Source organism: Nordella sp. HKS 07 (assembly GCF_011046735.1).
Lineage (GTDB): Bacteria > Pseudomonadota > Alphaproteobacteria > Rhizobiales > Aestuariivirgaceae > Taklimakanibacter.
This window is the reverse complement of sequence record NZ_CP049258.1, coordinates 3,800,440-3,821,228: the sequence shown is the minus strand read 5'-3', so window position 1 is coordinate 3,821,228 and position 20,789 is coordinate 3,800,440. Positions and strand designations below refer to the sequence as shown.

At 58.7% G+C, this 20,789-nt stretch carries 15 protein-coding genes and 2 pseudogenes; 9 read left to right on the top strand and 8 right to left on the bottom strand.

The window, feature by feature from the left end:
- Positions 1-510 precede the first annotated feature (510 nt).
- From G5V57_RS17975 to G5V57_RS17965, 3 genes are all read left to right on the top strand, one after another.
- A complete protein-coding gene (locus G5V57_RS17975; RefSeq protein ID WP_165168953.1) occupies positions 511-741 on the top strand; it encodes a hypothetical protein in 231 nt (76 codons plus the stop codon).
- A 546-nt stretch (positions 742-1,287) separates the two neighbouring features.
- Positions 1,288-1,491 carry a DUF4242 domain-containing protein gene (locus G5V57_RS35290; RefSeq protein ID WP_371744539.1) on the top strand — a complete coding sequence of 68 codons (204 nt, stop codon included), beginning with the start codon at positions 1,288-1,290 and terminating at the stop codon, positions 1,489-1,491.
- A 127-nt stretch (positions 1,492-1,618) separates the two neighbouring features.
- Entirely contained in the window at positions 1,619-5,098 is a 3,480-nt protein-coding gene (locus G5V57_RS17965) for an RICIN domain-containing protein (RefSeq protein WP_165168951.1), read from the top strand.
- Positions 5,099-5,124: 26 nt separating this feature from the next.
- On the opposite strand, the gene G5V57_RS34435 is transcribed toward G5V57_RS17965, so the two are convergent.
- The 3 genes and pseudogenes from G5V57_RS34435 to G5V57_RS34885 form a co-directional block, all read right to left on the bottom strand.
- On the bottom strand, positions 5,125-5,493 hold the full coding sequence (locus G5V57_RS34435) for a tetratricopeptide repeat protein (protein ID WP_246737280.1): 369 nt from the start codon (positions 5,491-5,493) through the stop codon (positions 5,125-5,127).
- A pseudogene (locus G5V57_RS34430) lies at positions 5,490-5,837 on the bottom strand (hypothetical protein); the annotation flags it as partial. The gene G5V57_RS34435 and the pseudogene G5V57_RS34430, both read right to left, overlap by 4 nt.
- 32 nt (positions 5,838-5,869) lie before the next feature.
- Positions 5,870-5,995, bottom strand: coding sequence for a hypothetical protein (locus G5V57_RS34885; protein ID WP_256378588.1), 126 nt, complete (start codon positions 5,993-5,995; stop codon positions 5,870-5,872).
- A gap of 130 nt (positions 5,996-6,125) precedes the next feature.
- On the opposite strand from G5V57_RS34885, the pseudogene G5V57_RS35285 reads away from it, so the two are divergent.
- A pseudogene (locus G5V57_RS35285) lies at positions 6,126-6,209 on the top strand (MJ0042-type zinc finger domain-containing protein); the annotation flags it as partial.
- Between the two features lie 380 nt (positions 6,210-6,589).
- Here G5V57_RS35285 and G5V57_RS35280 read toward each other — a convergent pair.
- Positions 6,590-7,015, bottom strand: a complete 426-nt coding sequence (locus G5V57_RS35280; protein WP_165168950.1) for a toll/interleukin-1 receptor domain-containing protein — start codon at positions 7,013-7,015, stop codon at positions 6,590-6,592.
- 351 nt (positions 7,016-7,366) lie between these two features.
- Complete coding sequence (gene gltS, locus G5V57_RS17945) at positions 7,367-8,587, bottom strand: sodium/glutamate symporter (protein WP_165168949.1); 1,221 nt, start codon at positions 8,585-8,587, stop codon at positions 7,367-7,369.
- Positions 8,588-8,921: 334 nt separating this feature from the next.
- Between gltS and G5V57_RS34880 the strand changes: the two genes are divergently transcribed.
- Positions 8,922-9,050 carry a hypothetical protein gene (locus G5V57_RS34880; RefSeq protein WP_256378587.1) on the top strand — a complete coding sequence of 43 codons (129 nt, stop codon included), beginning with the start codon at positions 8,922-8,924 and terminating at the stop codon, positions 9,048-9,050.
- Positions 9,051-9,577: 527 nt separating this feature from the next.
- Here the strand turns inward: G5V57_RS34880 and G5V57_RS17940 are convergent.
- Complete coding sequence (locus G5V57_RS17940; RefSeq protein WP_165168948.1) at positions 9,578-10,945, bottom strand: calcium-binding protein; 1,368 nt, start codon at positions 10,943-10,945, stop codon at positions 9,578-9,580.
- A 422-nt stretch (positions 10,946-11,367) separates the two neighbouring features.
- Entirely contained in the window at positions 11,368-12,426 is a 1,059-nt protein-coding gene (locus G5V57_RS17935) for an alpha-hydroxy acid oxidase (RefSeq protein ID WP_165168947.1), read from the bottom strand.
- Positions 12,427-13,407: 981 nt separating this feature from the next.
- Here G5V57_RS17935 and G5V57_RS17930 point away from each other — a divergent pair.
- From G5V57_RS17930 to G5V57_RS17915, 4 genes are all read left to right on the top strand, one after another.
- Positions 13,408-14,421, top strand: a complete 1,014-nt coding sequence (locus tag G5V57_RS17930; RefSeq protein ID WP_165168946.1) for an AraC family transcriptional regulator — start codon at positions 13,408-13,410, stop codon at positions 14,419-14,421.
- 371 nt (positions 14,422-14,792) lie between these two features.
- Complete coding sequence (locus G5V57_RS17925; RefSeq protein WP_165168945.1) at positions 14,793-16,580, top strand: type I secretion system permease/ATPase; 1,788 nt, start codon at positions 14,793-14,795, stop codon at positions 16,578-16,580.
- Entirely contained in the window at positions 16,580-17,893 is a 1,314-nt protein-coding gene (locus tag G5V57_RS17920; RefSeq protein ID WP_165168944.1) for an HlyD family type I secretion periplasmic adaptor subunit, read from the top strand. The genes G5V57_RS17925 and G5V57_RS17920 overlap by 1 nt, the downstream gene beginning before the upstream one ends.
- A gap of 159 nt (positions 17,894-18,052) precedes the next feature.
- A complete protein-coding gene (locus tag G5V57_RS17915; protein ID WP_165168943.1) occupies positions 18,053-19,048 on the top strand; it encodes a hypothetical protein in 996 nt (331 codons plus the stop codon).
- A 416-nt stretch (positions 19,049-19,464) separates the two neighbouring features.
- On the opposite strand, the gene G5V57_RS17910 is transcribed toward G5V57_RS17915, so the two are convergent.
- Positions 19,465-20,643 (bottom strand): adenylate/guanylate cyclase domain-containing protein, encoded by a 1,179-nt coding sequence (locus tag G5V57_RS17910; protein ID WP_165168942.1) that lies wholly within the window; start codon positions 20,641-20,643, stop codon positions 19,465-19,467.
- Positions 20,644-20,789 lie beyond the last annotated feature (146 nt).

The window sequence follows — 20,789 nt, the reverse complement described above, 5'->3', positions numbered from 1 at the left end:
ACGCGCAAGGCCATCCACGACGACAGCTACCATGGACGCATTACGTCCATTGTGTTTCCGGTAAAGAGTTTCAGGGCTCCTCGCTCCATAGCTCCAGTGCACAGATGAACTGGGCACATTCGACCACCGAACCTTGTCACGTAACTGGCGCAGCGATTCTCCGACCTGCCGCCTCGACGTCACGAGAGGTCACGGTCGTTGTCTGACTGCAAAACCTTGAATGCAAGACGTCCTCACGTCAAATCAATTTTCTTGCGCTGCGGTCACCAGAACAACGCGCAGCAATAGGCCGAGATCCGCAAAAAAACCTGCGGCCCTGAAGGAGTGAAACAGTCCCTTGGCCAAGTGGACAGTGCCCGATTGCTCCAGCCACGCTTCCGACCCAACGCCGACATTGGCCATAAGTCTGGCGCACACCGCTCTATCGCCGGAAATCTCTCATGTGGAAAACCGGCGAGAAACCTAAGCTCGCTTTTGATCAAGAAGGATGGAGTAGCTGACATGAGGGCCATGCTTCAACATCTCGCCGGCTGGGCGAGATTTGTCGCCACGTCGTCGACGATCCTCTTCCCGTTGGCGACCTCCTCGACGGAAACGTTTGCGGGGCAAGTAACCGCCGTGGGAAACGGTGAAATTCCCATCCCCAAAGATCAACAAACCCCGCGAGCTCGTAACGCCCAGGAGCGCGAAGAATGGCAGTACGCCATTGAGCTCGCGCCGCCCCAAGAAAGGCTGCTTTGAGGCAAGGTATCCGAATCCCGAATGGAAGGAGGTTCTATGCGTAAAGGCTCCAGATATTCCGATGCCACCCCGCCAGGGCCCTCGGCCACTCGTCGTCGGTAAGCGCCCGCACCAAAATGCTCTTCGCGTATCGGTAGCCAAAGTTGGACTTTTCTTGATGTACGACGCCGCGCTAGATGGGATTGCATGACCACCGAGACAAGTACGAAATTAAACACCGATGACATCGCGGCCACGGCCCATCCGGTGCGATCTCGTCCACTACGGGATCATTCACCATTACCGGCGTGACCAGCGAGAGCGGACAAATCGGCAATACCGGCCCGCTGGCAGCAGATGTCCATACCCTCCAGATTAATCCCAACTTCTTCGTTGGCTCAACGGCCTGTGCCGCATCGATCAACCCCAACTGCAGCGGTTGGCGGCAGTGGGTCTCGATGACGGCCCTGTGATTCAGATGAAGGGCAAGTTCGATGACAACTGTGGGGAATGTCACAGACGACTCCATGGGCCGAACCATAAGATGTTTGTGCTGCTCTATGGATAATGGAGGCCCGCACCAATCACGGTCGGAGCCGACTTGCCCACTTTATGGACCGGCGCGATATAGCCGGAGGAACCGCGGACGAGGTGCCAGAGGCGCACCGCAAGGACCTGGAAATTCAGGTTAAGTTTGGGGTGAAGTTCCTCACCTATTGGTTCGATGAGAGACGTGGCACGACATTCTGTCTTATTGAGGCGCCAGCGTAGCAATGCTTGCATCGCGAAGCCCATAGGCATGTTCCCGATGGGGCACTCCAAGTCTCGCTTTCCGCAATTAAATCTTTTCTCTCAGCCTTCCGCACCGCCACCAACAATCGAAATGTAGGAGGTAAACATGGCTAAGGGAGTGATTGTCTTTTTGGCCATATTCACTTCTATAATTTCTGATCTGCGAGAGAGTCACGCGCAGCCCGACATTGGAACAGAAATCGTTAGTTTAACAGCGGAAAAATGTCTGGACGTCGGGAATGGCAGTCTGACTTCTGGCGCAGATGTGAGGCAATACAGTTGTTACGAAGGCGCAAACCAGAAATGGATGGCACGAGACGCAAGCGCACCAGGATATGTGTACTTCGTGAATCAAAACAGCGGCCTATGTCTTGATGTCCGCATTGGTGGAGCACAGGGTGGGACGCTGCAGCAGTATACCTGCCACTACCGTGACAATCAGCTATTCCGCCTTGAGCCGCAGGCGGACCCGGCGGGCGGAGTGCGCATCGTTGCAAAGCATTCGGGTTATTGTCTTGATGTTCCTTCGGGCAGTACTCAGGATGCGGTGTTGATCCAGCAATACCCTTGTCATTTGGGTCGCAATCAGCGCTGGGTATACGCACCTAGTGGGCCTTATAGTTTTCAGGTATCTGCGACTCCCATCGGACGTCACCCCATCTCTCTCCGAGATGGTCAGTCCTACTCCTTTTCACTATCCAATCTTGTTGGAGTTGTTCCTTTCATGCATCTCTGGAGCAACGTCCACGGAAACGTTACGCCTCTGGGGCAGAACATGCTTGCCTCAAGGGTTCCCACTTTGAGTTACGTGGTTCCTGCCGGTAAAGGAGGGGCATATACCTTATTCGTTCACGCAGCTCCTGGAGCCGCGCCTGGCACGGCCACACTGACCGTTCGGGAGAATGGTTCAGTCGTTAGGCAAAATGTGAACTTCTCGTTTGGGGGAACCGTAGTCGATGTTCCTCGCTCAACCAACTTATCCCCGTTTCGATATGAGACTGTCGCGTTGCCCGGCGGAGTTGATGACACATTCATCCTTGCGCTCGACAACTTGAATTATCTTAAGGGATTTGATGATGATAGTGGAATAGGTCGAGCCTCTCGGATCACTGGTGCAGGGACATCTCGAATTGTGGTTGGCACCGTGAATGGGATCAGCGGACCCTCGGTGTTATACGTGAACGATGTGTTTCGCGACAATGACGGCGATGGATTAGGGTACGGTTTGGAGCGCGAACTCGGTATATGCGACATGAAGAATGTCCAAGCACGATGTGCGACAGTCTTCAACCTAAGCGACACGGACCGCGACGGGATTGAGGACCGAGTCGAGGTACTTGGGGTGGATGTTCCGCCTAATGTACAGAACGGCCAAACTGCGCCAGCCGCATCCTTCCTCTTTCCCAAATGGGGGGCCAATCCGCGCCACAAGGACATCTTCTTCGAACTCGACTATATAGACGAGATTGGCGTAAACCCCTTCACACATGCCTATGCTTTGGCAGTCCAGGGGCTCTTTTCCGGAGCGCTCGCCTCGGAAATCGGCAATAAGGACAACCAAGATGGAATCAACGTTCACCTTGACATTGGGCGTGCCCCTCAGGCCGGTTATGAAACGCTCTATGGCAATTGGGGCAATGGCGGAACGCACGGAGCGGCAGCTGCTCGCAGCACTTGGCAGCTCCAGTATCCGGGCCACGACAATCGAAAGGAGCCCTGGTTCTTCCCCGTCGTGGAGTATGGGACAGCAGGCACAGGCAGTTTCGGATTTAACGACCAGACCTGGCATGAGTTCAACCATACGCTGCTTATTGGCCACGAGAGCGTTAGGGGTGGGCTGAACAGTTCGGTGGTGACGCCCGCACTGGTTTCCTATACCCAATGGAGAAATCCGGATGCCAAGTTCCTCGGGAACCAATTCCTGGAAAGTGGGATCAACTCTTCGAGTCTTTGCGAGTCGAGCAATGAGATCGGAACGGCGCTCTCAGACCCGAGCTACCAGACCTACTTGCTAAACAAACACGGAATCTGGTCTGACGCCAATACCGTTGATTGGAACCGGGATGGAGTCATCACCAATTGCGCCACCGGCGGTCGGGTAAAGGCGAACCTCTCGGCGGGTCCAACCGACAACGATGCCCCGGTTCAGGGCGAGCAGACCATCTCGAAGACCGACGGGACCGCGGGCGGGAGCTTCGGGGTGGGCTCGGGCGACGTCGTTGGCACCATTGTTGGCGCTCCCCAGATGGTTCGCCTGGGCAGCGCCCCCAACAGCTTCTTGTACATCTTCTATGCGAAAACGGATCCTTCATATGGGACGAGGCTCTATTACCGAGCGGGCAGAGTCGGCAGTGACAAGTCGATTGGTGGATGCGCGAGCAGCGCGGGCATGGAGTTCCTGGGAAACGGCTGGGGCCCTGGCACAACGACTCCGTGCATCACCTGGTCGAACGCGGCACTTGTTTCTCTGATACACGGTCTCAAACGCTTCGCCGTGACAGCGTTGTCGGACCGAATTGAAATTGCCGCCAGCAACTCGAGCGATAGCAATATCCACTTCTATCATCTCTCCAGTCAGAACAACTCCACAGGATTGATGGGCACCGGCCCCTCCCTTGTCGGCGGTCTCAAACTCAGTTCTTCACCGAGAAGCGACCTGCAATACGAGATTGTACGGGCTCCCCTTCTTACCGGTGACAAGGTCAATGAGCACCTGGCGTTGTTTTGGATCGACACCAATACCAGGGAACTTCGGTGGGCAAGCAAGCCTGCTGGTACGACTCAGGTGCCGATCCTGCGCGGCGCACTCTGGAACGACGCGAGCCCTTCAGTCGGCCTTGTTGCGCATGACAATTCATCCCTCTCGCTCGCGTCTTGGGGGACAGGGATGACCGGAAGCTTGGCGCGCGAGACGTTCCTCTTCTTCCACAACAGTCGCGGAACCGGCAGCATTTACAAGCTTGATCCAGCAAGCGAGAAGTGGGTGGACATCACGAGCACAGCTCTCCCGAACGGGAATTGCTCGACACTCGGTCAGAAAATTGGCTTCAGGTTCCAGGAGGCCGTCAATAGCTCAGGCGATATCCTTCAAGCAGGCAAGGGTCACTTCTATCTAACCTATCTGAACTGCGGCGGGCCTGCTGTCGTGACCTTGAACAGCGGAACGGTGAACGGCAAGCCCACGGCGCTCAGCGCGACCCGGAAGCCGTCGGCGTATCTGACCTTCGACAGGGGGATAAGAGCCTTTCCGAACCAGGGGCACCCAATCTACGGGGTCACCGGCATCGCCTACTACTCCGACTCTTTCGTAACGTCGCTCAAGGAAGCGTATGTCGATGCAGATGGTGCCCTGCAGTTTCTCCCCTTCGCTGACGGCATCTTGAAAATGCAGTACAAGCCGACCAATCAGTTCAAAATACTCGAAGCCACGATTTGCCGGGCACTGAAATCACATCCGCAGACCGGCCTTTCATCATGGTCTCCCGACTGGGCGGCAGGCGATGCTTTCTGTGGCAACAACGGTATGCGATTCAGCATGGATCCGAAGAACTTTGTGCCCTCTACCCAGACGCTTTGGGGCTATTGAGCCAATTCCAGCAGGAATCAAAGGGGTCAGTCACCGGCGACTGCTATGGACCCATGTTGTTGCTCACGCTCGCCGAGCGTCTGAAGCGCGTTGCCGAGATTCTTCTGGGTCAGGGCCCATTGGAGCGGTACGCGCTCGCGGGTCATCTCCTCCAGCGCCGCGCCATAGGCCGCAACCGCTTCCTCGAGCCGCGCAGTCCCACTCTCGCGCTTGCCGAGCGTCCAAAGCACAAGGCCGAGATCGTTCTGGGTCTTCGCCCACTCTAGCGGCACCCGCTCTCGGGTCCTCTCCTCTAGCGCCGCGCGACATGCGACAACTGATTCCTCGAGCCGCGCCGTGCCGCTCTCCCGCTCGCCGAGCGTCCGAAGGGCATTGCCCAGGTCGCCCTGAGTCATAGCCCATTGGAACGGCGCTCGCGTGCGCTCTCTTGCAGTGCCGCGCGATAGGTGGCCACCGCTCCTCGAACCGCGCCGTGCCGCTCTTCGCGCGTCAATGCCTCCACGAAGCTGCGCGTCTCCTTGGGGGTCGCCGCGATGGTGAGCAGGAGCTTGCGCCGCTCGCCCTCGATGAGCGTCTCATATGCGGAGATCTCCTCCACCTTGCCGCCAAAAGCCAGAATCCGTCTCAGGCTGGCATTGGTCCACGGCCGCTGGCGCGTCTGGGTGCTCAGGTAAACCTCTTCCGTCACCATGGTCATGACCTGGCCGAAATCATAGCCGGCATTGGCGGCTAGGTGTTTGAGGAGCGCAGCCGCATAAGGGCTGTTCGCGCCTACCGCTCCATCGAGCGCCGCATGCCCGGTTCGGCGGCATAGCCGATCACCTCGCCGATAGTGTCGGAAGTAGAAGAGTCCTCCATTATGACAGCACCGCGTGGGGCACCGAGACCCAAAGCCATGATCGGTGCACCTGAGCCCGGATGGGTTCGAACCATCGACCCTCTGATTTAAAGTAGCCGAAATTGATAGCTACCTGGAGACCAAATTTAAATATGTGAACATTAAGAGCCCGCCTATCAGGCCAAGTACTGTCCCCATTGCAGCACCAGTTACCGCATAGAAACCCAAAGAGTATTGATAGCCGAGAAAAGCCCAGGTCAATGCGGCGGCTAAGCCTCCTGCAATAGTCCAGCCGAGAATGACCAATCCCATCCCGAGCCACGTTAAGGATGGTCGAACCATGTGGAGGCTGAGGGCCGTGACCGCACCGCCGATCGCCCCGGCGAGGGCTCCGAAGGCAAAGCCACCACCCACGGAAGCCATTTCCTAACTGAGGAGTCGGCCAATACCTGCGGCGACTGCCCAACCAACCGTGATCATTATGAGTTGCTCGCCACGTACGAGCGGATCGACCAACTGCAACCCTTTGCCGATGGCATATCCGCCAAATATGCCACCGATGGTCCAACCAACACCCCGGCGAACGACGGTCCGAACAGTCTTATGATCACGATACTGAAGGTGATACCGAGGCCGAGTGCTCCACCGGCAACTCAGCCAGCCACAGACACGAGTACCGGAACACCCACTGTCCGACCAAATGCCGTGCTGTCTCTCCGCCCATTGGCGGAGGCATCCGGCGCCGCGGGTCTTATGCCAGGTCTAGTCCGAGAAGTGGTGTCGAGGACCGCTTCGATGCTGGCGAGGACAGGCGCGAGCGCCGCAGTGGTAAGGTTCACATGAGCAAGGTTCGCGGCTTGCAGGTCGCGGAAACCCATTGGCGGCTTAACACGGTCAAGAAGAAGTGGAATAAGGATTCTTCGCTCGCGGGCCTCATCAGCTTCTTCTTGCACCCAACGGGAATTGATCGAATTACTTGACCACGCGACCACTACGCAACCGGCCTCATCCAACGACTTACCGATGTTGTCACGCCAAGTCTCGCCGACGGGATGGTCCGATCCCAGAATACCGACCACCCCTTTGCCTCACAAGCCGCGACGATACCCTTCACTCGCTCCAAATCTTCATGGGCATAGCTGAGGAAGATGTCACTCCTCTCTTCAGGGCCATGGAAGCGAACATGCCGAACATTGTTCGCCGAATTTCGCAGGTGTTCGGAGCGAACGAACACGAACACACTCCTTTAGGAGTGTTCGTGTGTTCCCACCTTGTTCGCTGATTTAGCCCCTAAACCGCAGTTCCGAATATCCGCTTTCGGGTGCGTAGCGGACATCTTTGCTCAGGCCGTTGAGTTCCGCTTATGACCCAAAGCAGACATCGCCTCCTAGCAACTGCTCTACATCATAACGGAATCTTGAGGTGATCCGTCAGAAGGCAGCAAGAAACATCTGGATAATGATTGCATTGGCAATATCGATGAAGAACGCGCCTACAAGCGGCACGATGAGGAACGCCACATGCGAAGGCCCGTGTCTTTGCGTTACCGCGGTCATGTTCGCCATTGCTGTTGGCGTCGCACCGAGAGCGAAGCCGATGAAGCCCGCAGACACTACTGCCGCATCATACGTTCGCCCCAGTGCGCGGAAACAGACATAGACGGCAAATAGCAGAGCCAGCACGAGCTGTAGCGCAAGCAGCACGGAGAGAGGACCCGCGAGATCGGCAAGAGTCCATAGCTTCATGCTCATAAGTGACATCGCGAGGAACACACCGAGTGAGACCTCGGCGATGAGTGCGAGCGCGGGCGTACGACTAGGCCAAGCACCGACTGGCAAGATGCGAGGTAGCAGGTTTGTGAGGATGATTCCGGCTGCAAGGCAAGGAAGAAACAGTGGAACCTTGACGCCGATATCCTCCAAAGCTCTGTGGCCAATAATACCGATAATCCCAGCAACGTGAATGGCGAGGATGGCGCGCAGGAAAGAGAAATAGTCGATTTGCGGATGTTGTGCTTCAGTGCGCACCCCAACATCAAACAGTTGTTCGGGTGGTGCTTCGAGACGGTACCGCTGAATGAGGAAGCGGGCGACCGGACCTCCAACAAGGCTCGCAAGGACGAGCCCCATGGTAGCGCAGACAATACCAATTTCCATTGCATTGGTGACCCCTCGTGTTTCAGCGACGACAGGAGCCCATGCGATCGCGGTGCCGTGACCCCCGGTCATAGAAATGCTGCCTGCGAGCAATCCGACCGACGGGTCCAGTCCGAGGAGGCGGACTGAGCCTACACCGACGAAGTTCTCAACCAACATGAACGCCACAGTCACGGCGAGGAGTATTGCGAGCGGTTTCCCACCCTTCGCAAGATCACCGATACGGGCGTTCAGGCCGATCACCGTAAAGAAATAGACAAGCAGTATGTCGCGCGCCGTCAATTCAAAGTCGACTTTTATACCAGAGATAAAATAGACTAGGCCGAACGCAATCGAGAAGAGGAGCCCACCGGTTACCGGCTCTGGGATGTTGTACTCGCGCAGAATCGCCAGACGCTGGGTGAGCAACTTGCCAACGAAAAGCACAAGAATCCCTGCAGTGACCGAAAGGAACGGTCGGACGTGCAGCACCTGCGCCGCATCGAGCTCGAGCATGCTATCCTTTTGATAGGCTCATGAATTGCCGGAACTGCGCGGTCCCAGCTTAACCCGATCTGGAACCTTGGTTATCCTATTCTTCGCTGCGGTTAATGAGAAGGGCTGTCCCACATAGCCCGATGGACCGGATTAAGCCTTGGCACGTCTGCTTATGGCCCAAACGCGAAGTGACGAGCGGCGCCATTTGCGGCCGCTTCCGGGTGGAAAGCGGACTGCCCCAAGTTCCCGTCTCAAATCCGAGTTTGACCCATAGCGGGCATCTGTCCCATTAGACTCCATAGCGGGACACCAATACAATGCGGTCTGCTTGGTCTGAAAGCAATCGCACCGCATGGCCGAAGAACGCGCCCAGCGCCGTCTCGCTGCTGTCCTCGCCGCCGACGTTGTCGGCTATTCGCGCCTCATAGGCGCGGACGAGGAAGGCACCGCTATCACCTCGGGAGCGGACATGCATGCGTGATCTAACCATGCCTTTTTTCACGCCCTAGGATCGGCGCTGGATCTGATCTCCTCATTGAGGTCCATGGACGATCCAGACGAAGTCGTTCCATATCGCGACTACTGAGTTCTGAAGACGAGCCCTGTATGGGTGCAAAACTTGTCTTGTCGGACGAGAAGGGGCCGCGAGCCAAAAAATCGGCATCTAGTAGTCGGAGACGCTGGGAGCATCGCGCCAGGCGTTGGGAAATCGCGACGCAAATCACGTCAACCGGCGGCCCGATCAAGGGCAATATCAACGCTAAGGGCCAGCGCCTTTATCACGCCCCATGGTCGCGGCACTATGCCAAGACGAGAGTTGACCCATCGAAGGGCGAGCGAACGTTACACTTGCACATTGGCCCGAGCGCTTCAAATGCGCTACTTTCGTGCACACACTACGTGCGGTCTTGCAGCCGATGCCCCGGAAAAGCGGCCCAGCCGGATTCGCCGTTCTCGAGGGGGCGGTTACATTCTCCGGTCTGGGTATGGCGTCCGACCCGGATCATGTCACGTGATATCCAGATAGTCGAATTTCGCGGTAGCGTTAAGACCCTGCATGAGCGCGGCCTGATCGAGTATTGAGTCGTTGTTTGAATCCCAGAAGAGCCAACCATCAACCGTACCGGCAACAAATACTGCCGTTGTTCCGCTGGACATCAGGGAGTTGGCCGTGGCGAGCGCCGTCGCGTAAACATTGGTCGAAATTGTCCCCTCAGCGTAGGCGGAAGATGCCAATGGCCCGGCCACGAATGAGAGATCGACTGAATCCACTCCGGTCTTAAAATCGGTAATCCGGTCATAGGTCGAACTGTTAAGTGAAGTGTCCCCGACGTTGAAGACGAAGGTGTCCGCCTCGGTCCCACCCGTCATTGTGTCCTTGCCAGTTCCGCCAATCAGCCGGTCGGTTCCGGCCTGGCCTTTCAATGTGTCGGTTCCTACGCCGCCGTTGATCGTGTCGTTGCCAGCCCCTCCATCCAGCAGATCATCACCGGCATCGCCGCGCAGGAAGTCGTTTCCGGCTTCTCCGTTGATGATATCATTGCCGATGCCGCCATAACTTTCGTCATCACCTCCGCCGGCAAAAATCGTATCATTGCCGGATCCGCCGTCCAGCTTGTCGTTGCCATTGGTGCCTGCGTCATCGCCATAAAGAGTATCATCGCCGGCTTCGCCAAACAGATTGTCGCCGCCACGCCCGCCGTAAAGCACGTCATTATCATCGCCACCTTCGAGACGGTCCGTTCCGGCGCCGCCATAGAGAGTGTCATTCCCTGCCCCGCCCTGGAGCAAGTCGTCACCTGATATGCCGTTAAAGCCCAGATCGTCGCCATACAGCGTATCGTTGCCCGCTCCACCTCTTATGGTGTCAGAACCGCGATAGCCGAATATCGTGTCATTGCCTGCATCGCCATCAATGGTGTCTTTACCGGCGCCTCCGATAATGATGTCGTCACCGGCCCCCCCATTAACAACGACATCCTTCGCATAGTCTACGCCGCCGACGCCATGACCAGTGAGATCGAGGAAGTCGTTGCCGCCGCCAAGAAAGAACTGTTCTATTGAATCGAACCCGCCGACCCCGCTGCCGAGTGTTCCGTTGTTGTAGAAAACGGCGTCGCTGAGGTTTGAACCATAGAGAACATCCGACTTGTCTCCACCCTGAAGGAGGTCCGTGGAAACCTGGACATTGGTCATGTTGACCACATAGGAAGAGCCATTGGAATTCTTGATTCCAGTGGCCCAGTTGAGGGTGCGCAAGGTCGCGTCCGGCAATATGTGGTCAAGATTGGCGTCGGAAGTGAATGCGAAAAATCCATCCTGCAGACTCGTGCCAACGACTGTGAAACTTCCCAACTTGTTGAAAAAATTTGGCATGACTCAGCTCCTTACGCCGGCCGTATTTCGGCTTTGTAACCCTTGCGATTTCGCTCACATTCCCAACGGGGGAAGCGCCTTACTTGCGAACTAGGATCGGGTTTTTCTCAAAGTTGAATGGTCGAATCCGTTCAAAACTAACACGCGGCGCAAGACTAGAGCGGGCCCACCTGCGGGAGAATATATCTTTCGATAGAGCCTCAAGCTGGCCGGAAAGATGCGTTGCGTCAGCAATAATGGTGGAGATGGAGGACTCGAACAACCGCAGGCCTTGATTTTGACAGTCCCAACGACGTGCGAAATTCGATCCAAATTACTGAATTGCCTCGATGATCGGTGTTGATTGTCCCGCTGCCGATAGGTCGGTCTCGACAAGCGACGAGACTCCTCGGAAGGGGTCAGAACAGAGCTAGATAAGGGCTTCACCAGATCAGCGACCGGTCGATCTCGCCGATGCGCGCCCGGCCGGTTAGCGCCATGGCCAACTCGAAGTCCCGTCGAAGCAGGTTGACACAATGGGCTACGCCCTCGGCACCACCTGTTGCCAGGGCGTAGACATAGGGGCGGCCAATCATGACTGCGCTCGCCCCAAGGGCAATCGCCTTCATAACGTCGGTGCCACGCCTCACGCCGCCGTCGAAGATGATGGGAATCCGTCCGGCCACCCGCTCCGCGATGGCGGGCAAGGCGTCGATGGTCGCCGGCAGGGTGTCGAGGTTACGCGAACCGTGGTTCGAGACCGCGATGGCATCGACACCGGTTCCGATCGCCTGCTCGGCATCGTCAGGATCGAGGATGCCCTTCAGGATAAGCGGCAGGGTTGTCAGCGAACGCAGCCAGGTAATATCCGCCCAGGTCGGCATGGCCCGCCGCTGCGCAGTGCCAGCTTTGATCACGCCGGTGTTCCGGTCCTTGAAGTATGGCGTTGCGAGGCTATCTGGAATTTTGAGTCCTGCCCGGAACTGTCTGCGGCGATCGCCTGGTGTCGGGGTGTCGACCGTCACGATGATCGCCTTTGCCCCCAGTGCCGCCATGCGCGATACGAGCTCGCCATTGAAACCGCGATCGCTTTGCCAATAGAGCAGGAACCAGACTGGGGATTGGCTCACCGCCACGCAATCCTCGATTGTTGCCGTTGCCGTGGTACCCAGAGTGAACACCGCTTCAGCCGCTCCGGCGCCGCGCGCCGCCGCCACCTCGCCTTCCAGATGCGCCAGCCGCTGATATGCTATTGGCGCCAGGATGATCGGATGCGGCAGATTTTGCCTGAAGAGTGTGATCCCGGTATCAAGTCTCGTCACATCGCGCAGCACGCGCGGCCTTAGCCTGATGCGGTCGAATGCGGCTTCATTGTCACGCTTGGTGATTTCGTCGCCAGCACCGGCGGCAATGTACTCGTAAACCGCGTGCGGCAATACCTCCCGCGCCGCCGGTTCAAAATCCGCCAGGGAGAGAAACCGGGTTTCGATGTCAGGCCGCATGGACCAATCTCGTCCGCGTCTCAAGAAAGTCGGCTGATCCAGAGTCAACATTCGCGCAAGTCGCCGCTGGCCGCAAGGCGGCGCGGCACGCCGGACAGCGAGCTTAGGCTACATGGCCGCCAGATACCGTTTGGCGTGAAATAATAAGATATTGGCTAACCCGCATAGGTATTTCCAATGCGCGTCGCTTACCTGAATAAGCGCTGACATATCGATCCTGGTCCGCGCCGCGGACCGAGCCAATAGTAAGGTGTATCATGAGCCGCCTTTCCCCGAGCCCCCGTCGCCGCCTTCGCTTTCCGCGGGTATTGGGCTTTTACTTAATGGTGATCTGCTGGCCGATCACCGGGCTTATCTATTCCTCGGCCTCCGGGCTCAATCACGGCGTACCGTGGAATATGATCCTGGGGGATGTTCTGACGGCTATCCTCCTTTGTTTTCTGGGATGGTTGAGCTGCCTTGTCATCCTTAGGCTGGTTCGTAGGCGCCATCCTGACGCTACACACTCAACAGGCCTCGAATCCGAACTTCCTCGTCGATCAGTCCAGGCAAGTGAAGATCGGCGGCCTCGGTCTCCTCTCGCGGCACATCCTCGTGCGCGACCGACAGCTGATCCGGTGCGACGTCCATCGCGTCTACGGGCGTAATCACTTGAGGGGCCAGGTCTGCCCCGCTTCCGCGACAACCAGATCGCCAACTTCATCTTCGCCCATGCCCGCAGATCAGCCTTGAGCTTGGCGCAGCCATTTCGATGGAGTTGAGATCGGAGCTGTTGGGCAGCTCTGAGCGTTGCTTTTTTGAGCCTCACCGCCTGCCCGCGGCGCGGGCGAAGATCGATACGCCAGCGGCTACCTGCTAAGCGAGGCGCATCAGAAATACTTCCGGCTACCCGCCGATACCTTGCGATTCGACGCGAAAAGGCTTTAACTCCCGTGGGACGGCGTCATTGCTCCCGCTGGACGGGAAGAATGAAGGGGCTCCATGGCAAGTGACGTCTCTTTGTTGGTCAGACCCCTGTGGACGCGCTGCATTGCTACCGAGCTGAAGAACGAGGGAGCGGATGTCGACGCCGCTCTTGCTGCATCCGGCTTAGATTGGCGTTCGCTTAACAAGGCCGACGGATGGATACCGTTTGTGCGTCATGCCGAGCTATTCGAAATCGCTGCTCGCGAACTCAAGAACGACTGTTACGGAATGACCCTGGCCCAGCGGGTCGATGTGCGCGACGGGGATGTGTTTGCCTATCTGGGTGTCGCTTCTCACTCAGTCGAAGCGGCGTTACGAAACATGGCGCGCTACTCTACGGTGTTCTCTGAGGCCTTCCAGGTCGAGCTCGATCTTGATGACGGTTTCGGCACTCTGAACTTTACGGCTCAGCACCCGTCACTTTCTGAATATTGTCAGGCCTCCGAGTTCAGACACTCCCTTATCGTGCTCGCCTGTCGGTCCTTCACCGGCAAGCAAATAACGCCGCGCGCTGTCCACTTCATTCATCAGCGCCGCAAAGGGGTGGCCAGTCTAGTGGAGTTGTTCGGATGTCCGGTGAAGTTTGGCCAAAGCCACGAGCGGATCATCTTCAGCAAGAACGAGCTCGCCACGCCGATCACTTCCGCTGACCACCGCCTTCTGGCAATCCTGCGCACTTATGCCGAGGAAACTCTCCGCGGCCGACCGAAGCGGCGTCCGGAGCTCATTCAGAAGCTGGAGCGGCGATTGATCGAGCTCATTCCTACTGGCGAGGCGCGGGTCAAAATCGTTGCTGCTGAACTTGGCATGAGCGAGCGCACCCTGGTACGCCGGCTTGCCGATAATGACACTTCATTTGCCGATATCGTGGACCGTCTGCGACATGACCTCGCCAGCAAGTATTTGCGCCAGAGGGAGCTGAGCCTTACGCACATAGCCTTTCTTCTGGGCTACTCGAACCAGAGCGCCTTCAGTACTGCGTGCCGTCGCTGGACGGGCAAGGCGCCCCGGGAACTGAGGGCCGCTTAGGGAGTGCCGACTGCCGAACGGTTTCACGTCCCTCCCCCTCTCACAGTTGGCGTCAACTAATAAGTATATGGCGACCCTGTGAATTCACCGGCGGTGGTTCTGCAATGAAGCTGAGGCCAAAGCGGCTGGCTGGCGGTCGCCGCACAGATAATGGGACTTGCGCATCCGACGAGCTTTGAGCCGGTAGAGATACCACCGCAATTCCGCTGATCTGGTCACGACCAGACGCAAGATTGGCGTCAAAGAGTAAGTCCTGACGGTGGTTTTCCCGAGGTCAGCACTCCAAATGACCGGAGTACAAGACGATGCAATGCGGCGGCTGGGAAACCTGCCGCCGATTGTACGCCAGGCCTTTGGATTGGAACATCTCCATGAGAGAACAGTCGTACGGCGCGCAAACAGTAGGTAACGAACTGCGGGCAGCTTTCCGGCACAGTGCCGGTGCGTTGTTGGGCGTCGGGATCTTCTCCGGCGTGGTCAATGTCCTCGGTCTTACCGGCTCTCTCTACATGCTGCAGGTCTACGACCGCGTACTGCCGTCGAAGAGCGTGCCGACGCTGGTCGGCATCACCATTATCATGGTCTGGCTCTATGCCGCCTATGGCTTGCTCGACTTCGTCCGCATGCGGCTTCTGGTCCGTATCGGCAATGCGCTCGACCGCAAGCTGCACGAGAAGGTGTTCGCCGCATCGCTGCTTTTGCCGCTCAGGGCGGGACGGGAAGGATCGCACGTGCAGCCGATCCGCGACCTCGACCAGATCCGCAGCTTCGTTTCCGGAACCGGGCCAACCGCTTTCTTTGACCTGCCATGGCTGCCGTTTTACCTGGTCATCATCTACATGTTGCATCCGTCGCTTGGAATCCTGGCGACGGTTGGCGCGGTCGTCAGCGTACTTTTGACCCTGGCGGCCGAGGGTCTCGGGCGTGCGCCGTCGAAGCGAGCGACGCAATCGGTGACCTTGCGCAACTCCTACGCCGACGCCGGCCGACGCAACGCCGAGGTCATTCGCGCGATGGGTCTTTCCACCCGGTTCGGCCACCTATGGAGCGAGCAGAGCCGGCGCTTCCTCGGAGACCAGCGGCGGATCTCCGACGTGGTCGGCGCGGCCGGCACGTTGTCGCGGATGCTGAGGATGATGCTGCAATCGCTCATGCTCGGTCTCGGTGCTTATTTGGTGATGTCTGGCGAAGCCTCGTCGGGCATCATGATTGCGTCCTCGATCATGTTGGCAAGATCGCTCGCCCCCGTCGATATCGCCATCGCCAACTGGCGGGGCTTTATGTCGGCAAGGCAGAGCTACGCGCAGCTGTCAAAGACACTGACGGCCTTTGCCGACCGGCATCAGCCAATGGCGCTGCCGCGGCCGAAGCAGTGCCTGTCGGTGGAATCCCTGACGGTCGCCGCGCCTGGCCAGCAGAAGGCGCTCATCAACAACGTTACCTTCACCCTCCAGGCTGGAGCCGGACTAGGCGTGATCGGTCCGAGCGCATCTGGAAAGTCGACGCTGTCGCGCGCCCTCGTGGGTGCCTGGCCGGCGTTACGCGGCACGGTCCGGCTCGACCACGCGGCGCTCGAGCAGTGGGATGTCGAGGCGCTCGGCCGTGACATCGGCTACCTGCCGCAGGACATCGAACTGTTTGACGGCACGGTCGCCGAAAACATCTCCCGCTTCGATCCCGAGGCCAAGGGTCAGAACATCCTCGCTGCGGCGCAGGCGGCCGGCGTCGATCAAATGATTCTCAGGCTGCCGGACGGCTTCCAGACCCGGGTCGGTGACGGTGGCGCGGCACTCTCGGCGGGACAGCGACAGCTGGTCGGGCTGGCGCGCGCGCTCTATGGCGATCCGTTCCTTGTAGTGCTCGACGAGCCCAACTCCAATCTCGACACTGACGGCGATCTCTCGCTGGCAAAAGCGATCCAGGGCGTGCGCCAGCGTGGCGGTATCGTCGTGGTGGTCGCCCACCGCCCGTCAGGGCTCGCCAATGTCGACCAGGTGTTGGTGATGGGGGGCGGGACGATGCGGGCATTCGGGCCGAAGAACGAAGTGCTTGCCAACATGACCCGGCCCGCGGCCCAGGCTCATGCTCAGCCGGCAGCTCATGCCGCATCGGGGCCAACCTCGACTGTAGTTTCCATGTACGATCGAAAGGGATCCTAATGTCATCCGCTTCAGAAAAGCGCGCCGACTCCGGTGAAGGCATCCGGGCCAATATCCTGTTTGGTCTTTCGGTTTCGATCCTGCTCGTCGGCGGAGTCGTGGCGTGGGCAGCGGCAACCTCACTGGCAGGGGCCGTCATCTCACAGGGCTCCGTTGTCGTAGAGAGCAATGCGAAGAAGGTGCAGCACCAGACCGGCGGCATCATAGGACAAATCCTGGTCAAGGAAGGCGACCGCGTGTCGGCCGGCGACGTGATCGTGCGGCTCGACGAGACCACGTCGCGCGCCAGCCTGCAGATCATCGCCCAGCAATATGACCGCACCGTCGCGCGTCAGGCGCGGCTGCAAGCAGAGCGTCTCGGGCTTTCTGAAATCGCATTTCCGGAAGACATCGCAAAGCGTGCGACCGACCCCGACCTTGAGACCGTGATTGCCGGCGAGAAAGCGCTGTTCGAAAGTCGCGCCAGGGCTTCCACGGGACTGAAGTCGCAGCTCGAGGCGCGGTCGGGACAGCTCAAGCGGCAGATCGAGGGCCTGACCGCCCAGCGCAAGGCGACCGACGACGCGGCTTCGCTGGTGGAGAGGGACTTCAACACCCTTCAGAAGCTCTACGAGAAGAAACTCACCCCGCTGGAGCGCGTGAGTCAGCTGCAACTTGACCTGTCCCGGCTGCACGGCGAGTCCGGACGCCTCGCGGCCGCCATCGCCGAGACCGAAGGCAAAATCAGCGAGACGAAGCTGCAGGCCCTGCAGGTCGATGAGGACATGCGCAAGGACGTAAATGAGGAACTCCGCGAACTCGACGGCAAAGAGGTCGAACTGGTCGAGCGCAAGGTAGTCGCGCAGGACCAGCTCGCGCGCACCGAAATCCGCGCCCCGCAGTCTGGCTTCGTACAGGAGCTGGCGGTCCATACCGTCGGCGGCGTCATCGCGCCCGGCGAAACGCTCATGCTGATTGTTCCTGAGCAAGACCGACTGGTCGTCGACGCCATGGTGGCTCCGGCCAGCATCGACGACGTCAAGCCGGGACAGCCGGCGTCGATCCGCTTCCCGGCGTTCGATGTCGCCACCACGCCGGAGTGCAAAGGCACCGTCCAGAGAGTTTCGGCCGATCTCATCAAGGACCCACAGCGGCAAGTGTCCTACTTTGTCGCCAGGACGGTCCTCGACGATCAGGCCGCCTGCCTCAAGGACGCCAAACGCCTGCAACCGGGCATGCCAGCGGAGGTCCACATCCAGACCGGAGAGCGCAAGGTGTTGTCCTATGTCCTGAAGCCGCTGTCGGACCAGATGCACCGTGCGTTCAGGGAATGAGAATGAGCAATCCGGATCGTGTTCACGCCCCTCGAGTGACAGACACAGTCCACTGGCGACCATTCACAAACGTATACCTAGCTTGCCGTGAACAAGGCGACGACGGGCCGGTGGTTTAGTACGCAAACAGCCTTAATTATATTGGAAAGACCAAATAGCATGGCACAAACTCCAACGAGCAAATCTGCTCCAGTCAATAACGCAGCCAAGGACGACGTTGTCGGCCTCAACGGCGATTACACGTTTACCCTCGCTGACTTGCTGGCGAATGACCCCGGCGGTGCCGCCAAGGTCTCCACTGCCACGCAGTTCTTCTTCGGCAATACCACCGACTATGTCGGTATTGACTTTGCTCATGGTGGCCTTCCGTCCATCGAGCAGCAGAAGGCTTATCTGCTCAGCCATAACATCGTGTCCAACGCTGCTTTCACCGAGTTTACGATCGGTGTCGGCGGTACCGACTTCGAGTACATGGTCCAGATCGGCAACAAGGGTACGTGGTCGCAGGCTGATGTTCACGTAACGGCCCCGGTGCCGCCGCCAGTCGACACTCATCACAACGGCGCGCTTGTGGCTGAGTGGAATTTTGAAAGCCACACGCAAGCTAACGGGGATGAGGTTGGCATCCCAACCGGTTTTTGGGATTTAAGCCAATATTCGGCCAGCTACGAGGCGAGCCATCCAGGTTTCTCGTTCGGTGAGGACGCGGGCACCGGATTTGCCGGGTATACGCAAGTGCATGGTGTCGATGGTCACCGTGCGCTCGACACCGCGGCATCACCCGGCAACATCTTCCTGCAAGCCATTCCGGAAGGGCGAGGCGGTGCTGCCGCTACCATGCCTGATCTGGTGGCGGGCAAGCAGTATCATGCCGAAGTGATGATCGCCAGACAGGATTACTCCAACGATCCGGCGGCAGTCGCTGCGGGACACGCTGGCACCGATCCGAATGCCTGGGTCGAGTTCCGGTTCAACGACAAGGTGCTGGCCGTACACGCTAGCGACATCCAACCGGGCAACGAGTTCGTGAAGTTCGATCTGGTCTTCGACGGTGTTGCGGGCGAAGATAGTTTTTCGATCATGTCGCACGGCACCAACAGCAACCCGCAAGGGCTTTTGATTGACAGCATCCAGATCCACGACTGGGCCGTCTGATCTGACGGGGTCAAGGGAAGTATTCCCTATTTCGTCCATTGACTAACGGTAAGGGCCGGTCCGGATGACTGATCGGGACCGGCCTTTTTCCTGTGAACAGATTATCAGTCAAAGAATATGGCGACACGGGATGATTCACGTCCCGCAACCCACGCCAAGTGTGATCCAGCCTCGGCCGGCGCCATGTCGCGCTTGTGCAACGCATCGAGCAGCACGCTCCCGCCGCTGAAACCGGCATAGGTCGTCGTCAGGCGGCAACTGATCCTGCGCGCCGGACTCCTGATCATCTCATCCCACAAACGCCGCGAGCGCTCCGACGTGTATTCCCAATTTCATCGAAAGCGCTGATCACCGGGAATGGGCGGCCGTCATCGTAGTGTTGGATTCATCTAAACGAAGAGGATTATGGGGAGCAGTCAGGAAGCGGTCTTCAGTTCGTAGAGCATCTGCGGGTCCGAAAAGCCCTTCAACTGGTGGTGGCCGAGGCTTTCGACCATGCTGGCCGGCAGCCATCTGGCAACTGCGGCGGAGCATATGGCCGGCTTGTCGAGCAACTTGGCGGCGCTCTCGAGCCGGCTCACATAGTTGACGGTCGGACCGACGACAGTGAAATCAAGCCGGTCGAGGCTGCCGATATTACCATAGACGACCGGCCCCATGTGAATCGCGCTGACAAAGCGCAGCTCCGGATCTGTATTGCGCGTGAAGGCGCGCGTCGTACTGCGGACCGCTCGGGCACAGGCCTCAGGTTGTGCGGCTCCGTCCACGGAAAACAGCGCCAGCACGCCGTCGCCAATGAATTTGAGCACATCGCCGCCTTCCGACCGCACGGCCTCGACGACGATCTCGAAATAGGCGCCCAGACGCTGCAGGAGCCGGTCGGGGGCGAGTCTTTCCGATAGATCGGTGAAGCCGCGCAGATCGGTGAGCATGACCACCGCATCAATCTCCGTCATGGCGCCGCGATGGAAGGCGCCGCCGGCCACGCGCCCTGCCGGACCCGTGCCGAGATAGACCTCAAGGAGGCTCGCCATCGAATGGCGCATGGCGGCAGGCTCCATGGCCGCGGCCAGCGCCGGCATCAGCCTCTCGATCAGCAGGGCTTCCTCATCGTGGAAACCGTCGGGCCGGTCGGTCGTAAAGGCGCTCGCCTGGACTGAGCCGTCGCCGTACTCAACCGGGAGCGCAAGGTACTCTGTGCCGCCGGCAGCGGCGAGCTCGAACAGCACCTCATGGTCACGGCCAGCCTCGAGCCTCGCAAGCGACTTGCGGAATTTCGTTCGTGTCTTGATGACATGTTCAAACGGGCTGCCATAGAATGAATTCGTCCGCAGCATGCCGCGCGGCACCGTGTAAAGCTCGGCACCGGCATCGCGCGTCCACATGGCACCCCAGGCCGCGATCAGAGGATTGGCGACCTGCTGGGCGATTCGTACGCGCCAAAGCGGGATGCCGGCACCAACGAGCCGCTCCACCAGCCCGTTGACAATCTCGACCGGCGTACAAGATCGCCGTGCCGGTCCGATCAGCCACGTCGTAATCTGAGCTTCGACAGCCGCCGCAGTCCCGGTCAACTCGCCGGTCTCGATATCCATGCCAATAGCCTACGCCACTCACAGCGCGAATGATAGGACGAGGAGTTCGATACTTCGGGCACGTCGGTTTGACGGCGGCTGAGGCCATTTCCTGATATCTAGTGTCATTCCGAATCCGAGGTTCGCTCGGAAGGTCCCGTTCGCAG

Coding starts and splice junctions, on each gene's coding strand:
- G5V57_RS34880 (WP_256378587.1), top strand. CDS start 8,922: ATGGCCGAAGAACGCGCCCAGCGCCGTCTCGCTGCTGTCCTCGCCGCC.
- gltS (WP_165168949.1), bottom strand. CDS start 8,587: ATGCTCGAGCTCGATGCGGCGCAGGTGCTGCACGTCCGACCGTTCCTT.
- G5V57_RS17940 (WP_165168948.1), bottom strand. CDS start 10,945: ATGCCAAATTTTTTCAACAAGTTGGGAAGTTTCACAGTCGTTGGCACG.
- G5V57_RS17935 (WP_165168947.1), bottom strand. CDS start 12,426: ATGCGGCCTGACATCGAAACCCGGTTTCTCTCCCTGGCGGATTTTGAA.
- G5V57_RS17930 (WP_165168946.1), top strand. CDS start 13,408: ATGGCAAGTGACGTCTCTTTGTTGGTCAGACCCCTGTGGACGCGCTGC.
- G5V57_RS17975 (WP_165168953.1), top strand. CDS start 511: ATGCTTCAACATCTCGCCGGCTGGGCGAGATTTGTCGCCACGTCGTCG.
- G5V57_RS17965 (WP_165168951.1), top strand. CDS start 1,619: ATGGCTAAGGGAGTGATTGTCTTTTTGGCCATATTCACTTCTATAATT.
- G5V57_RS35290 (WP_371744539.1), top strand. CDS start 1,288: ATGGAGGCCCGCACCAATCACGGTCGGAGCCGACTTGCCCACTTTATG.
- G5V57_RS34435 (WP_246737280.1), bottom strand. CDS start 5,493: ATGACTCAGGGCGACCTGGGCAATGCCCTTCGGACGCTCGGCGAGCGG.
- G5V57_RS17925 (WP_165168945.1), top strand. CDS start 14,793: ATGAGAGAACAGTCGTACGGCGCGCAAACAGTAGGTAACGAACTGCGG.
- G5V57_RS17920 (WP_165168944.1), top strand. CDS start 16,580: ATGTCATCCGCTTCAGAAAAGCGCGCCGACTCCGGTGAAGGCATCCGG.
- G5V57_RS17910 (WP_165168942.1), bottom strand. CDS start 20,643: ATGGATATCGAGACCGGCGAGTTGACCGGGACTGCGGCGGCTGTCGAA.
- G5V57_RS34885 (WP_256378588.1), bottom strand. CDS start 5,995: ATGGCTTTGGGTCTCGGTGCCCCACGCGGTGCTGTCATAATGGAGGAC.
- G5V57_RS17915 (WP_165168943.1), top strand. CDS start 18,053: ATGGCACAAACTCCAACGAGCAAATCTGCTCCAGTCAATAACGCAGCC.